17 protein-coding genes are annotated in these 13,299 nt (G+C 65.9%); 8 read left to right on the top strand and 9 right to left on the bottom strand.

Annotation, left to right across the window (positions count from 1 at the left end; translation table 11 throughout):
- Complete coding sequence (locus H0193_RS11100) at nt 1-1,137, bottom strand: DUF3152 domain-containing protein (protein ID WP_181889965.1); 1,137 nt, start codon at nt 1,135-1,137, stop codon at nt 1-3.
- An 11-nt stretch (nt 1,138-1,148) separates the two neighbouring features.
- Complete coding sequence (locus H0193_RS11095) at nt 1,149-1,373, bottom strand: DUF3107 domain-containing protein (RefSeq protein ID WP_181889964.1); 225 nt, start codon at nt 1,371-1,373, stop codon at nt 1,149-1,151.
- 176 nt (nt 1,374-1,549) lie between these two features.
- On the opposite strand from H0193_RS11095, the gene H0193_RS11090 reads away from it, so the two are divergent.
- Nucleotides 1,550-2,809, top strand: a complete 1,260-nt coding sequence (locus H0193_RS11090) for a DEAD/DEAH box helicase (RefSeq protein WP_202032306.1) — start codon at nt 1,550-1,552, stop codon at nt 2,807-2,809.
- Complete coding sequence (locus tag H0193_RS11085; RefSeq protein ID WP_181889962.1) at nt 2,806-4,017, top strand: Rv3212 family protein; 1,212 nt, start codon at nt 2,806-2,808, stop codon at nt 4,015-4,017. The genes H0193_RS11090 and H0193_RS11085 overlap by 4 nt, the downstream gene beginning before the upstream one ends.
- Before the next feature lie 36 nt (nt 4,018-4,053).
- On the opposite strand, the gene H0193_RS11080 is transcribed toward H0193_RS11085, so the two are convergent.
- Nucleotides 4,054-4,476, bottom strand: a complete 423-nt coding sequence (locus tag H0193_RS11080) for a hypothetical protein (RefSeq protein WP_338026660.1) — start codon at nt 4,474-4,476, stop codon at nt 4,054-4,056.
- A gap of 507 nt (nt 4,477-4,983) precedes the next feature.
- Between H0193_RS11080 and H0193_RS11075 the strand changes: the two genes are divergently transcribed.
- Entirely contained in the window at nt 4,984-5,247 is a 264-nt protein-coding gene (locus H0193_RS11075) for a WhiB family transcriptional regulator (protein ID WP_034997533.1), read from the top strand.
- Between the two features lie 84 nt (nt 5,248-5,331).
- Nucleotides 5,332-5,406 carry a 50S ribosomal protein bL37 gene (locus tag H0193_RS12605; RefSeq protein WP_095066802.1) on the top strand — a complete coding sequence of 25 codons (75 nt, stop codon included), beginning with the start codon at nt 5,332-5,334 and terminating at the stop codon, nt 5,404-5,406.
- Between the two features lie 87 nt (nt 5,407-5,493).
- On the opposite strand, the gene H0193_RS11070 is transcribed toward H0193_RS12605, so the two are convergent.
- The 3 genes from H0193_RS11070 to H0193_RS11060 form a co-directional block, all read right to left on the bottom strand.
- Nucleotides 5,494-6,834, bottom strand: a complete 1,341-nt coding sequence (locus tag H0193_RS11070) for a zinc metalloprotease (RefSeq protein WP_181889961.1) — start codon at nt 6,832-6,834, stop codon at nt 5,494-5,496.
- A gap of 533 nt (nt 6,835-7,367) precedes the next feature.
- On the bottom strand, nt 7,368-7,646 hold the full coding sequence (locus H0193_RS11065) for a mycothiol system anti-sigma-R factor (RefSeq protein ID WP_181889960.1): 279 nt from the start codon (nt 7,644-7,646) through the stop codon (nt 7,368-7,370).
- Nucleotides 7,646-8,284 carry a sigma-70 family RNA polymerase sigma factor gene (locus tag H0193_RS11060; RefSeq protein WP_181889959.1) on the bottom strand — a complete coding sequence of 213 codons (639 nt, stop codon included), beginning with the start codon at nt 8,282-8,284 and terminating at the stop codon, nt 7,646-7,648. The genes H0193_RS11065 and H0193_RS11060 overlap by 1 nt, the downstream gene beginning before the upstream one ends.
- 45 nt (nt 8,285-8,329) lie before the next feature.
- On the opposite strand from H0193_RS11060, the gene ybaK reads away from it, so the two are divergent.
- Entirely contained in the window at nt 8,330-8,794 is a 465-nt protein-coding gene (gene ybaK / locus H0193_RS11055) for a Cys-tRNA(Pro) deacylase (protein ID WP_181889958.1), read from the top strand.
- Between the two features lie 17 nt (nt 8,795-8,811).
- On the opposite strand, the gene H0193_RS11050 is transcribed toward ybaK, so the two are convergent.
- Nucleotides 8,812-9,474, bottom strand: coding sequence for an SOS response-associated peptidase (locus tag H0193_RS11050; protein WP_181890061.1), 663 nt, complete (start codon nt 9,472-9,474; stop codon nt 8,812-8,814).
- Between the two features lie 22 nt (nt 9,475-9,496).
- On the opposite strand from H0193_RS11050, the gene aroA reads away from it, so the two are divergent.
- Both aroA and rsgA read left to right on the top strand, forming a co-directional pair.
- Nucleotides 9,497-10,768, top strand: coding sequence for a 3-phosphoshikimate 1-carboxyvinyltransferase (gene aroA, locus H0193_RS11045; RefSeq protein WP_181889957.1), 1,272 nt, complete (start codon nt 9,497-9,499; stop codon nt 10,766-10,768).
- On the top strand, nt 10,768-11,793 hold the full coding sequence (gene rsgA / locus H0193_RS11040) for a ribosome small subunit-dependent GTPase A (protein ID WP_181889956.1): 1,026 nt from the start codon (nt 10,768-10,770) through the stop codon (nt 11,791-11,793). The genes aroA and rsgA overlap by 1 nt, the downstream gene beginning before the upstream one ends.
- Here rsgA and H0193_RS11035 read toward each other — a convergent pair.
- Both H0193_RS11035 and H0193_RS11030 read right to left on the bottom strand, forming a co-directional pair.
- A complete protein-coding gene (locus H0193_RS11035; RefSeq protein WP_181889955.1) occupies nt 11,767-12,270 on the bottom strand; it encodes a DUF6912 family protein in 504 nt (167 codons plus the stop codon). The genes rsgA and H0193_RS11035 overlap by 27 nt on opposite strands.
- Nucleotides 12,270-12,683 carry an HAD family hydrolase gene (locus H0193_RS11030; RefSeq protein ID WP_181889954.1) on the bottom strand — a complete coding sequence of 138 codons (414 nt, stop codon included), beginning with the start codon at nt 12,681-12,683 and terminating at the stop codon, nt 12,270-12,272. Before H0193_RS11030 ends, H0193_RS11035 begins: the two co-directional genes overlap by 1 nt.
- 155 nt (nt 12,684-12,838) lie before the next feature.
- Here H0193_RS11030 and H0193_RS11025 point away from each other — a divergent pair, with 155 nt between their 5' ends.
- The gene (locus tag H0193_RS11025; protein WP_070476165.1) at nt 12,839-13,276 is read left to right on the top strand and encodes a hypothetical protein; all 438 of its coding nucleotides are present in this window, start codon (nt 12,839-12,841) and stop codon (nt 13,274-13,276) included.
- Nucleotides 13,277-13,299: the final 23 nt, after the last annotated feature.

Raw genomic sequence — 13,299 nt, 5'->3', positions numbered from 1 at the left:
CTACAGCGCCGCGGGGCGCGGGTAGGGCCACGGGTTCGGCCGGCAGGTGTCCGGATTGTCCGGGTAATTGTCCTCCGGGCTCATCTCCCGCAGCTGCGCATTGTTCAGGCTTAAGGTCTGCTGCATCATGATCGGCGCCAGCGCGTTCGGCTCCGGGCACGGCACGTGCTCCGCAAAGCCCACGGCGTGGCCCACCTCGTGGTTGATCAGGTACTGGCGGTAGCTGCCCAGATCACCCTGGAACGGCACGGCGCCTCGCACCCAGCGCGACTCGTTGAGCAGCACCGTGTCCTCGCCCGTGATGCGGGTGCGGCAGCTGGTCTCGGTGCCGATCTGCACGCCGCACAGCTCCGCCGTGGTGTCCAAAGAGGTCAGACGGATTTTCAGCGACGGGTCGTCGTTGACGCTGACGTGCTCGAAGCGGAAGCGCGGGTCGTTGATCCAACCGCGCGGATCGCTCAACGTCGCGTCAACCATGTGCGCAAACGCCTCATCCCCGCCGTAGCCCGAGGTGTCGATGCCATGCTCGACCTCCACGGCGAAGCGCACCACCAACTCGGTACCTTCGCCTGCGGTCATGCCTGGAGCACCCACTTCGTAGAAGGTGCCGGCTCCGGTGGTGGTGTACGGCCCGCCCGGCGGCAGATCGTGCGGATCGAACTGCCCTTCCGCGATCTTCGCCGGTTCCAGCGGCTTCACGCCACCGTCCGGGTCTTCCTCGCGCTGCGCGGGCGAGGACGCGCCAGCATCTTCCGTTTCAGCGGAGGAACCGGTGGCCCCGACTGCGAGGTCCTCCGGGTTTTGGAACATGTTGATCAGCACGAACACGGTGATCACTGCCAGCACGGGGATGGCGTAGGCGCGCCAGCCGTACTCCTGCGCAAACGCGGCGAGCTTACTGTCGCCTGCTTCAGCGTGTGCGGCGCGGGGAGTGGGCTTTTCGGCGCGGCGACGCGGGCGGGCAGACTTGACGCCTTCGGGTTCGAGGTCCCAGCTATCAAACCAGTCGCCGAAATCATCGTCGGCGGCGTCACGGGCGCCGTATTCGCCGTCGCTGGGGCGGCGGTGCGCCGCGTGGCCGCCCCCGATGGAGCCGCCGTGGGCGTCCCGCTCATGTGCGCCGTGCCGTTGTGCCATAAATGCGTAATTTAGCGCATGAACCCGACGGATCGGGCTGCGGCAGTACCCTGCTCCACGTAGACGATGCGGTCGGTGCGGATGAGGTACACGCGGCCCTTGTCGTCCTCCACCTTTAAGGTGGCCTGGCCGCCGTCAATGGCCTGCTCCACGGTGGAGATGATGTCGTCTTGACCCTCCGGCAGCTTGATCGTCAGTTCGCGGGGGCTGTCTGCAAGACCGATCTTGATATCCATAGTGTCGCTCACTGTCCTTCGCACTTGGTTCATTACTCGAAGGCGGCGGGCCTTATCCGGCCCGCGCGCACGGTGTGCCCATTGTAACGGCCTGTAGTTAAGATAAACGCGTGCCCTATTCAGCTGAGAGTGAACACAACCGCGCCTCAACTGGCGCCCCGGCTGGCGACAAATCGCTGCCGCCGACGTTTGTTCAGCTGGGCGTCGCCGCTGAAATCACCGATGCGCTGGCGCAGCGCGGCATAGTGCGCCCCTTTTCCATTCAGGAGCTCACGCTGCCCCGCGCGCTGGCGGGCCGGGACATCATCGGGCAAGCCCGCACCGGCATGGGCAAGACGTTCGGTTTCGGTGTCCCGCTCTTAGACCGCGTGTTTGACGACGCCGACATCGACGAGCTCGACGGCACCCCGCGCGCGCTGGTGATTGTGCCCACCCGCGAGCTCGCCGTGCAGGTCGGCGACGACCTCGCCTACGCCGCCTCCGAGACGCCGGTGCGCGTGACCACGATTTACGGCGGCCGCCCGTACGAGGACCAGATTGCGGCGCTGGAAGCGGGCGTGGACGTGGTCGTCGGCACGCCCGGGCGCCTGATAGACCTGCACGAGCGCGGCGACCTCACACTATCCACCGTGGCGATTCTGGTGCTCGACGAGGCGGACGAGATGCTGGACATGGGCTTCTTGCCCGACATCGAAAAGCTCTGGGCGGCGGTGCGCGATGACGCGCAGACGATGCTGTTTTCCGCCACCATGCCGGGTCCGATTCTTTCGCTTGCGCGCGCGAAGATGAACACTCCGGTGCACATCCGCGCCGAGTCCGCCGACGCCCCGCGCACCCACGACACCACCCGCCAGGTGGCGCTGAAGTCCCACCGCATGGACAAGCCCGAAGTGGTCGCGCGCATCCTCCAGGCCCGCGGCCGCGGGCGCACCATCATCTTCGCCCGCACGAAGCGCTCCGCCGCGGAGCTTGCGGAAGACCTCGCGCAGCGCGGCTTTACCGTCGCCGCGGTCCACGGCGATCTTGGCCAGCGTGCGCGCGAGGCGGCGCTCGATGCTTTTCGACGCAGCTCGGCCGACATCCTCGTCGCCACCGACGTCGCCGCCCGCGGCATCGACGTCGAAGACGTCACCCACGTGATCAACTTCCAAACTCCGGATGACCCGATGACGTACGTGCACCGCATCGGCCGCACCGGCCGCGCCGGCAAGAACGGCACCGCTGTCACGCTGGTGGGCTACGACGAGGTGCGCAAGTGGGAAGCGATTAACGACGAGCTGTCGCTGGGTGCCCGCGAGCTGCCGGAGTGGTTCTCCACCTCGCCGGAGCTGCACGAGACCTTGGATATCCCGGACTCAGCTACAGCACGAGTGGGACGCCCGCGTAAAGTGCTCGGGGCACGCCCAGCACGAGCCTCAGGAAGGAAACGGCGATGAATTCTCCCCTGCGTCGCACCCGCGGCGACCTGATCGCTACCGGAGTGATCGCAGGTGTCTCAGCGCTGCTGCTGGGCACCGCCTTTTTCACCGCCCCCGCGCGCGACGCGCACCTGGATTCTGCCCAGGAAGAACACCAGGACTACGGGCAACTCGCCGTGGTGCCGAGGTCTTTCAGCGAAGGCTTTTCCCTGCCGGACACGTCCGGCCGCGACCAGCCGCTGGTGGCCAGCGGCATGGTGATCACGTACAACGACCACACGCTCACCGCCACTACCCCGGAGGGTGAGACGGCGTGGACGTACGAGCGTCCCAACGAGCTGTGCCTGGTGGACCAGGCCTGGGGCAAGGTTGTGGCCACCTACCGCGACAACGCGGGCTGCGGCGACGTGGTTGCCATCGACGCGAAGACCGGCAAGTACGCCGGCACCCGCTCGGCTAGCGCGCCGGACAACGTGGTGCGCTTGGCGTCGAACGACCGGGTGGGCTACGCCAGCTCCCAGCGCGCCGAGGTGTGGCGCTCCGACCTGGTGCGCACCGTGGAATACGGCTATGTGGAGGCGAAGCAGGAGCCGGACATGCAGCCCAACGAGTGCACCATCACCTCCGCGCTGACCCGCACGGAGCTTGTGGCCGTCACCGAAATATGCGACGACGGCGCGTATTTGCGCCTGCAGGAAGCCACCCCGGAAGATTCGCGCAAGCCCGAAGTTGTCGCCGACGTGGAGATCAGCCCGGACGCGTACTTGGTGTCCATCTCGCAGGATGCCGCTGCGGTCTACGACCCGACGACCTCCGAGGTCCGCGGTTACGACAAGGAGGGCACCAACATCAGCTCCTCGTCAGTGCCGCAGATGGACAGCCCCGAGCTTGGCCCAGACGGCATTGTGAAGAATCTGCCTGTGGCTGACCTACCACACCACATGACGTACTGGGAGAACAACTCCCTGCTGCTGATGGAGCCCGCGGCGCTCGCCGTCACCGGTGTGTTCCAGGGCGCGCTGGGCACGGGCTTTTCCGCCGGTGAAAAGCTGCTCTACGCCTCCGACAGCGGCATTGCCGTGGTGGATTGGGATAAAAACGCCGTGGACAAGATCATCCCAGTCGACCGCGGCGACTACTCCGGCCCGGTGCACATCTCTTCCGCCGGTGCCACCGTGGTGGAAAAGCGCGGAGACGAAGTTGTTGTGTTGAAGGCCAACACCTAAACAAACGGCCTTACCCCCTCCCCCTAGCGCGGCGCTCTACTGGGTGCGCCGCGCTTTGCGTTGCGCGTAGCGCGCCTCGTTGTACTCGCGTGTGGCCGGGTGGAAGATGCCGATGAGCGCGAGCACCGCGGACGCCAGCGTCGCCGCGCCCAGCAGCGGCACGCCGCCGCGGAACATGTACACGGCCACGCCCGCCAGTATCGCTTCCACCAGCACGATCGCGCCGGTGGCGCGGGGGTTGCCTTTCAGCGTGCTCACCGCGGCGTAGGCGATGTAGCCGAAGATGATCGCAAGGAACGTCGCGGTGCCGATGTTGACGTAGTTCGCTGCGGGGGAGTCCGATTCCAGCGTCGATGTGTGCTCGGTGAACTGGGAGACGATCAAAGAGGCCGCGTAGATGAACATCGCGGCGCACTGCAGAAGCACCACCACTGCGCTGAAACGCATCACTGCGGGCACGGTTCCATGCGCAACTTCGGACCTATTCGGGGCGGGGTTGTTGTTGGTTTCCACATCGAAGCAGTCTAGGCCCCACCGGCTTGCGCTCCCATTTGCGTTGCGCGATTTGACGGTAGCCTATCTCGAAGGGTGCTAGCCTTTCTGCAGGTCACATTGCTTGTCGACGCCCTCCGGACGCACCCCGCACCCAACCCCGGCCGACGAAAGCAGTGTTAGATTCTATGATTCCCGTCACAATTTGGCACGCACCCCTAGCGCGGTGTAGGTGAACATGCCATTATTTCCGGGTAGCAAAAACAACGGGCTGGTTACACAGCCCTTAACCCTAAGCCACCACAGGGTTAACGCCCGGTAAACCGGAAGACGGGTCCCGCATCCAACGGGACACTCCGCCCGGCACCAGGAATCAAACTTCGTTTGCAACGCATCCGCCAAATGCGGGTGTTTGTGGTGCGCACGTAATTGCACATGGATTCAACCCACACCATTTAAAGGAGAGTCACCATCATGGATTGGCGCCACGAAGCTATTTGCCGCGACGAGGACCCGGAACTGTTCTTCCCCGTCGGTAACTCCGGCCCGGCACTGAGCCAGATCGCGCAGGCCAAGCTGGTCTGCCACCGCTGCCCCGTCACCTCCCAGTGCCTGAAGTGGGCACTGGAGACCGGCCAGGACGCCGGCGTCTGGGGCGGTCTGTCCGAGGAGGAGCGCCGCGCGCTCAAGCGCCGCAACAAGGCCCGCGCCCGCAACCGCGCACGCCTGTCGGCGTAAAACTCCGCCGGATTACCTTGCCAGCAGTGCAGGGCTATACAGTGGAACATCTGTAACCGGTACCCATATCCAAAGGAGGCCCCCATGAGCAAGCGTGGTCGCAAGCGCAAGGACCGTCGTAAGAAGAGCGCGAACCGCGGTAAGCGCCCCAACTCTTAAAGCGCGGTAAAACGAAGTAGCAAGCGGGCCCTTCCCATTTCGGGAAGGGCCCGCTTGTTGGTTTCTACCTACCGGCCAGCCTTACTCTTAGCGCATTGCGAGGAATGCTGCGCCGATGCCCAGGGCTGCTAGGGCTGCGACGACACCGCCGATGATGGCCGCGACGTTGACCTGGCTGTCAGCCTGCTTGGGAGCCTCAGCCTTGGCGGGCTTGACCTCAACCTTGACCTTGGCCTCGGCTTTCGCTTCGACCTTCGGATCGTCCTTCACCGGCTGCTCCGCCTTGGCGGGGACGACACCCGGCTGAGCCTCGGCCTCGGCAGCCGGCTCGTCGGCGATTTCCTCGGCCGGGACCAGCTCGACCATCTCGTGCACGTCGGCAACCTCGACAGGCTCCGGCTTCTCAACCTCGACGACCTCCTCCGGCTGCTCGATCTCCTCGACCTCAGCCTTGTCGGCGATGTCAACGCGGGCGCCGATGGACTCGGCGTAGGCGCCGATGCGGGTGTTGGCCATCTGGAGCTTGTCCCAGTCCGCCGGAACGAAGACCTTGCCTGCCGGGGTGTCGGCGAAGTAGCCCTGCTCGGAGTAGTTGAAGTAGTCAAACTGATGGTCGTAGTTCATCACCGACTGGTAGCCGGCCTGCATCGGGGAACCTTCCACAATGTCGCGGACGAACTCTTGTGCGCCCCAGTGGCGCAGACCCAGGGTGTGGCCGAACTCGTGCAGGATGGTGTTTCGCACCTGCTCAGCGTTTGCCATGCCGCCTGGGTTGGCCACGTAGAAGGAGTTATCGCCCACCAGCGACAGGCCCGTGGCGTTGGAGCCGGCGCGCATCCTATCGCCCAGCACACCGGGGCGGAAGATGTTGGCGCGGTCACCAAGGTTGTTGATGGTGTTAATGAGCTGGAACGCCTCAAACTTGCTCGGGTCAAAGTACGAATCGCGGTACTCTAGCGTCTCGCCGCCGTGGGCGTCGGAGTAGTTGGGGATGTTGGTGTAGTGCTCGCCAGCGTCGATGTGCAGGCTAATGCCGTGGTCGGCAAACAGGTCCACTAAATCGTCCAGGCTCTGCGTCGACGGGGCGTAGGAGGTGCGGTTGGCGTTGGCGCACTCGCGTGCCGCGTGGGTGTCGCACTTCAAGGTGTCGTATTCCGACGACATCCAGTTCAGCTGCATGAACAGATCCGGGCGTTCGGGGTCCGCGCCCCAATCCGGCAGGGGGATCTCGGTGCCGTCGGCGAGGACGACGCCTTGCTCTTCCCAGATGTCCGGCAGGCCGTCGCCGTCGGAGTCAACGAGGGTGGCGGTGTTGGTGCGCACCGGTGCGAGCTCGATCTCTTGGGCGGCGTGTGCGACGTCGGCGCCGGAGATGGCGATGGCTGCGGCAACTGCTGCGGCGATGGTGTTTCGGAATGCTGCTCGCATCTCGGTGACTCCTTGGTGTGTGTTTTTCTCTTTGTGACATCCATGAGTTTATGCGCCGAATATGCGCAGGTAAACCGCTCGCCGCCAGGCTGAAAAACTCCGTAAATCGTTGAACATTCTTTCCGGATTGTTCAACGTTTCCACCCGTTCCTAGCTGCGGATTGTTCATCAATCCGGGGCGCGTTCCGGGGTTTCGTCAGTATTGTTCAACGATCAAACTGCAATCGCGCGCGGATGGTTCAACAATCCACTATCACTGCATTTTATGCACGTTAAGGTGTTTTTCTGCATAGATTTCACTAATCTCGCGTCTACCTGCATGTTCCGGTTGACCATACAATTCATACTCTCTCAGATTTGGTGGTTTCCCCCCAGAATCCCCCGAAAACCCCTGGATTGTTCAATGATCCGCAGATTGTTCAGCAATCCGGAAACCCCCACTACCCCCGTTCTTTACCCCCGCTGCGGCGGCAGGACGCCGTCGCAAAGCAAAAAGCCCGCAACCTACAGGCTGCGGGCGGGAAACAGAGGCCTTATCTATAGCGAACTTCGGTGTAGCTCACCGTGGTAATGGAGGCGATGATGCGCTGGCGCAACGGCTCCGGGGCCTTCGCGGGGCCGCAGCACTCGCGCACCATGGCGCGCACGTCGCGCTCAGACTGGGCGACGGCCAGGCACTCCGGGCAGGACGCCAGGTCGTTCTTGATTTCCTCGCGGCGCTCAGGCGCAGTGTCGGCATCGAACAGCTCGCACAACAAACGGTGGGTGGCGTCGCAGCCGTGAGCGTCGGTGTGGGTGTGTCCGGTGGACATTACTTCTCCTTCGCGTCCTGTTTGCCGGCGGCATCCGCCATGTCAGCGTGGTCGAGGCCGATGCCGCGTTCCTTCGCCACGTCCTTCAACATCCCGCGGAGCTGTTTTCTTCCCCGGTGCAGCCGGCTCATCACGGTGCCGATGGGAATGTCCATCACATCCGCGATCTCCTTGTAGGCCATCCCCTCCACATCCGCGTAGTAGACCACCATGCGGTAGTCCTCGTTCAACGCGTTGAGCGCCTCCGAGATCCGCGAGTTCGGCATGGCTTTCAGCGCCTCCACCTCCGCGGACTCCAGGCCGGTGGAGTCGTGCGAGCTGGAGGTGTAAAGCTGGTTGTCCGTCACCTCGTCCGCGGAGGTTTCCAGCGGGCGGCGCTGCTTCTTGCGGTAGGAGTTGATGTACGTGTTCGTCATAATCCGGTACAGCCACGCCTTGAGGTTGGTGCCGGGGGTGAAACTGCCGAAGTTTTTGTAGGCCTTTAAATAGGTCTCCTGCACCAGGTCCTCGGCGTCCTGCGGGTTGCGCGTCATGCGCAGCGCGCCGCCGTACAGCTGGTCCAAAAGCGGCATCGCTTCCTCGTTGAAGCGCGCCTTCAGGTCATCGCTCACGCCTGCGTCTGGCTCGGTTTCGGGCATGTGAGCCATTGTAGGGCCACCTTCTGCGCGCGCTACCCTGTGGCCATGGCCGAGAAAACCCGCGCATTGACGGCACTGAAAGGCACCGACCACGAGGTGCTCACCTACTCCCCCAGCCAAGACCACTTCGGCGAGCATTCTGCGGCCGAGCTCGGTTTGGATCCGGCCGCGGTGTTAAAGACGTTGGTCGTCGCCCACGAGCGCGATCTTGCCATCTGCTGCGTGCCGGTGGCCGGGCACCTTTCCTTAAAGGCCGCGGCGAAAGCGCTCGGCTGGAAGCGCGCGGAGATGGCAGATCCGGCCAAAGCGCAGCGCGCTACCGGCTACGTCGTCGGCGGCATCTCTCCGCTTGGCACGATGCACAAGCTTGCAACGCTTATCGACGCCTCCGTGGCCGACCTGCCCGCCGTCACCGTCTCCGCCGGCCAGCGCGGCTTGTCCGCCCGCCTCGCACCGCGCGACTTGGCGGAGCTGACCAGGGCGGAGTTCGCGCCAATCAGTGCTCCGTAGCTTCGGCGCCCGCGGCCTTAGCGGGCGTCGCCCATCAGCTCCGCGTAGTCGTTTCTGGTGTTGCCCACCTCCTGGGCCGCCTCGTTCCACACCAAGGACTCCGCCACGCGGGAGGGGTGCACCAGCTCCAGGGCTTCCTCCGGGGTGCCGTCGACCCAGGTGCGGATCTCGTCTTCGCGCAAGAACAGCGGCAGGCGGTGGTGCAGCCACGCCATGTTCTCCGTGGCCTCGGTGGTGACCATGGTGGTGGAGAGGCGGTCCAGCCCCGTCTCCCACAGCGCGGCGGCGTAGAGCATGCCGTCTTTCGGGCGCACGAAGTACGGCTGCTTGCCGCTTTCCGTCTGCTTCCACTCGTAGTAGCCGTCCAGCACCATCAGCCCGCGCCGCGCCTTGAACGCGCTGCGGAAGGACGGCTTCTCGGCCACCGTCTCGCCCCGGGCGTTGAATAGCGGCGGGCCGGTCTCGTCCTTCTTCCAGGTGGGCAGCAGGCCCCACCGCGCGGCGTCGATACGCGCGGCACTTTCCGCAACCCTGATCAGCGGCACCTGCTGGGTGGGCGCGATGTTGTAGCGCGGCGGCGGGGTGCCGTCTGGGGCCTCAACTTCCGCGATGCCGGGCAAGCCCGCCACCTCCTGCACAAGGTCGTCGCCTGACGTGAAAAGAACGAATCGTCCGCACATGCCCTCCATTATCATGACTTCCATGACCGAAATGTGGCCTGCGCCGTTTCACCCCAGCCCGATCACCCACACGCAGAAGGTGCCCGGGTCCAAATCCATGACCAACCGCGCCTACATTTTGTCGGCGCTCGCGGCCGGCCCGTCCACCATCGTCGGGGCGCTGCGCTCGCGCGACACGGACCTGATGGAAGATGCGCTGCGCGCCATGGGCACCGCCATCGAGCGCGACGGCGAAACCATCCGCGTCTCCCCGGGCAAGCTGCGCTCCGCCGAGGTCGACTGCGGCCTGGCGGGCACCGTGATGCGGTTCGTGCCGCCCGTCGCGGCGTTCGCGGATGGGCCCGTGCTTTTCGACGGCGACGCCCACGCCCGCAAACGCCCCATGTCCACCATCCTGGACGCGTTGCGCACCCTGGGGGTTTCCGTCGCGGGCGACGCACTGCCGTTTACCGTCCACGGCACCGGCCGCGCCGAAGGCGGCCCGGTGGAGATCGACGCATCCGGCTCCTCCCAGTTCGTCTCCGGCCTGCTGCTCGCCGCGCCCCGGTTCGAGCGCGGCGTGCAGATCCGCCACACCGGCGGCACCCTGCCGTCGATGCCGCACATCGAGATGACCGTGGCGATGTTGGAAGACGCCGGCGTTGAGGTGCAGGCCACCCCCAGCTCCTGGTCCGTGGAGCCGCAGGAAATCCGCGGCACGCACTGGGAGGTCGAGCCGGACCTGTCCAACGCCGCGCCGTTTCTGGCCGCCGCGGCAGTCACGGGCGGCGAGGTGCGCATCCCGAGCTGGCCGGTGACCACTACCCAGCCGGGCGCGACTATGCAGTCCATCCTGGAGCGCATGGGCTGCGAAGTGGAGCTGGAGGCCGCCGGCGCCGGCCACACCCTGCGCGTGCGCGGCCCGGAGGCCGGCAACCTGCGCGGCATCCGCATCGACATGAGCGACATCGGCGAGCTCGCCCCCACCGTCGCCGCCATCGCCGCCTGCGCCACCACCCCGAGCGAGCTGACCGGCATCGCCCACCTGCGCGGCCACGAAACCGACCGCCTGGCCGCGCTCTCACGAGAAATCAACGGACTGGGCGGCAACTGCGAGGAGCTCGGCGACGGGCTGCGCATCACCCCGGCCCGGATGCGCGGCGGGGCTTGGCACACCTACGACGACCACCGCATGGCCACCGCCGGCGCGATCATCGGCCTGGTGGTGGACGGTGTCGAGGTGGAAAACATCGAGACCACCGCCAAGACGCTGCCCGGGTTCGCCGACATGTGGGCGGAGGTGGTGGCGCAGTAATGGGCCGCAGCTTCGCCGATTACGACGAGTCCGATGTGCGCGTGCGCCCCGGCAAGGGCTCGCGCCCGCGCTCGAAGAACCGCCCCACGCACGACGACGCCGAGTTCGGCCTCGTCGTGGCCAAGGACCGCGGCCGCTGGGGTGTGGTGCTCGATGATGCCGGCACCCGCCTGCAGTGCACCCGCGCCCGCGAGCTCAAGCGCACCTCCATCGAGGTGGGCGACCGCGTCGGCGTGGTCGGCGACACCTCGGGCGCGAAAGACACCCTCGCCCGCATCGTCAAACGCGAGGAGCGCACCTCGGTGCTGCGCCGCACCGCGGACGACACGGACCCGTATGAGCGCATCATCGTCGCCAACGCGCAGCTGTTGCTCATCGTGGTCGCGGCCGCGGATCCGCCGCCGCGCACCGGCTTTGTTGAGCGCGCCCTGATCGCCGCCTTCGTCGGCGGCGTGACCCCGGTGGTGTGCGTGACCAAAACCGATCTCGCGGACCCCTCCGACTTCGAGCGCGAGCTCGAGGCCATGGGCGTGGAGGTGCTGCGCACCGGCGTCGAGGACGGCGTGGAGCAGCTGCTAAAGCTTATCGACGGGCACGTCTCCGCCCTTATCGGCCACTCCGGCGTGGGCAAGTCCACCTTGGTCAACCGCATCGTGCCGGACGCGGACCGCGAAACCGGCGAGGTTTCCGGCGTAGGCAAGGGTCGGCACACCTCCACCCAGTCCGTGGCCCTCGAGGTGCCCGGCGGCGGCTGGATCATCGACACCCCCGGCATCCGCTCCTTCGGCCTGGCGCACGTCTCCCCCGAAGAAATCGTGGACGTGTTCCCGGACTTGAAAGAGGCGGCGCAGCGCTGCCCCCGCGGCTGCACGCACCTGGGTCCCCCGGCGGATCCGGAGTGCGCCTGGGACGAGCTGGACCCGGCCTCCCCCGTCGGCCGCCGAGCCGCGGCAGTGCGTGGCCTGTTGGCTGCCCTGCACTCCAACAACGAGTGGGAGCTAAAGCAGCTCGACGAGCACCGGTAGCTCGCTCGGGTCGTAGAACGCCATGTAGTTGTCCTGGGCGTCGCCCACGGCAAGCTCAGCGTCCTCGTCGCCCAGGTCGGCGGCGTCGATGACCTCGATCGCCTTCGCGGTGGCCTCCTCGGCCTCCGCGATGTCCACGTGGATCGCGGCGATGTCCTCGAAGTTCACCGGCGCGGACAGCTTCACCACGGACTCGCCCATTTCCGGATCCGGGGTGGCCTGGGAATCCGGCACGTCCGCGGAGACCACCACGCGGCGGTGCGGGTGGCGCTCCTCATCGCCGATGGCCAACAGGCGGATGGACGCCATCGCCGCGTCGTCGAACGCCACGGCCTCGATCTCCTCCTGGTCGCCGGAGGTGAAAAACTCGTGCAGCGCCTCGGTGGCCGCGAACGCCCAGCCGTTGCGGGCGTGGATCAGGCGGTTGTCCTCCAGCGCCGCGAGCATGCCGAAGGTGGCGGGGATGTAGACGCGCACTAGAACTCGGCCTCGACATCGAACAGGGACTGGATCTCCACCGCGGTGCGGTCGATGGCGGTGTGCAGGATGCCGATCATGTTGTATTCGACCGCGGCGCGGACGTTCATGATGTCGTCGTCGATCATCACGCAATCGTTCAGGTCCACCCCGATCGCGTCGGCCGCGGCCTGGAACGCGGCGCGCTCCGGCTTTTCCGCCCCGATCTCGCCGGAGAGCACAACAGCGTCGACCACGCCGCCGAATTCCCACTCGCGGATCTTTTCCGCCATCTCGCCGTCGCCTTCCTCGTTGGAGAGGATGCCCACGGCGATGTCCTTCGCCTTCACCGCTTCAATGAGGGTCTTCCAGCGCTGCTCGTCCTCTGCACCGGTGTCCAGCACTCCTGCGTAATCGATGATCAAGCCCTGCAAGGGTTCCCTCTTTCGTTGGTTGCGTCGCGGATGCCTACTGTAGTGAGCACACCCTTTACACGGGCGGCTGCGAACGTGGACAATACTACCTACCCCGAGCCACGCCCGTCCCCCTCCGCTACGCATTCCCGCTCAGTTGAGGGAGGACACCCGCCATGTACTACACCGCCCCAGGGCACCGGCACGTGCAAGTGCTCGTGCCGCAGCTGAACCGGAGCCCAGCCGTGCTCGGCCGGCTCATCCAAGCGCGCAACTCCGGGTCCGCGGCTCCGCCGCCGAACGCTGCCGCCGAGGTCGAACCGGTCGTGGCGGAAGCGCTCAACGCCGCGCTGAGCAAACACCGCGCCACGTCCATGATGGCCTGGCGCTTCGCGCCTGCGGTGCGCGCCCACATCCGCGCCCGCCAGCACGCGGCGGCGCTAACAAACGCACCGACAAGCACCGCCCCCGCGGCGGACAGGCTCCAGGTGGTTACCTGCCACGCCCGCGAGGGCGGTGAATTCTTCGGCACCGTCGAAACTCAAGACGGCACCAGGAGGGCCTACGCCGCGAAAATCTGCGACGGCAAGCTGGTCTCCTTCAAGGTGCTGTGAGGCGGCAGCTCGTCGATAAGCAA

Source organism: Corynebacterium haematomassiliense, from assembly GCF_013978595.1.
In the GTDB taxonomy this organism is placed as follows: Bacteria; Actinomycetota; Actinomycetes; order Mycobacteriales; family Mycobacteriaceae; genus Corynebacterium; species Corynebacterium lehmanniae.
Note: the sequence above shows the minus strand (reverse complement) of the source record. Positions and strands in the feature narration are given on the sequence as shown.

Coding starts and splice junctions, on each gene's coding strand:
- H0193_RS11100 (WP_181889965.1), bottom strand. CDS start 1,137: ATGGCACAACGGCACGGCGCACATGAGCGGGACGCCCACGGCGGCTCC.
- H0193_RS11095 (WP_181889964.1), bottom strand. CDS start 1,373: ATGGATATCAAGATCGGTCTTGCAGACAGCCCCCGCGAACTGACGATC.
- H0193_RS11085 (WP_181889962.1), top strand. CDS start 2,806: ATGAATTCTCCCCTGCGTCGCACCCGCGGCGACCTGATCGCTACCGGA.
- H0193_RS11075 (WP_034997533.1), top strand. CDS start 4,984: ATGGATTGGCGCCACGAAGCTATTTGCCGCGACGAGGACCCGGAACTG.
- H0193_RS11070 (WP_181889961.1), bottom strand. CDS start 6,834: ATGCGAGCAGCATTCCGAAACACCATCGCCGCAGCAGTTGCCGCAGCC.
- H0193_RS11065 (WP_181889960.1), bottom strand. CDS start 7,646: ATGTCCACCGGACACACCCACACCGACGCTCACGGCTGCGACGCCACC.
- H0193_RS11060 (WP_181889959.1), bottom strand. CDS start 8,284: ATGCCCGAAACCGAGCCAGACGCAGGCGTGAGCGATGACCTGAAGGCG.
- ybaK (WP_181889958.1), top strand. CDS start 8,330: ATGGCCGAGAAAACCCGCGCATTGACGGCACTGAAAGGCACCGACCAC.
- H0193_RS11050 (WP_181890061.1), bottom strand. CDS start 9,474: ATGTGCGGACGATTCGTTCTTTTCACGTCAGGCGACGACCTTGTGCAG.
- aroA (WP_181889957.1), top strand. CDS start 9,497: ATGACCGAAATGTGGCCTGCGCCGTTTCACCCCAGCCCGATCACCCAC.
- rsgA (WP_181889956.1), top strand. CDS start 10,768: ATGGGCCGCAGCTTCGCCGATTACGACGAGTCCGATGTGCGCGTGCGC.
- H0193_RS11025 (WP_070476165.1), top strand. CDS start 12,839: ATGTACTACACCGCCCCAGGGCACCGGCACGTGCAAGTGCTCGTGCCG.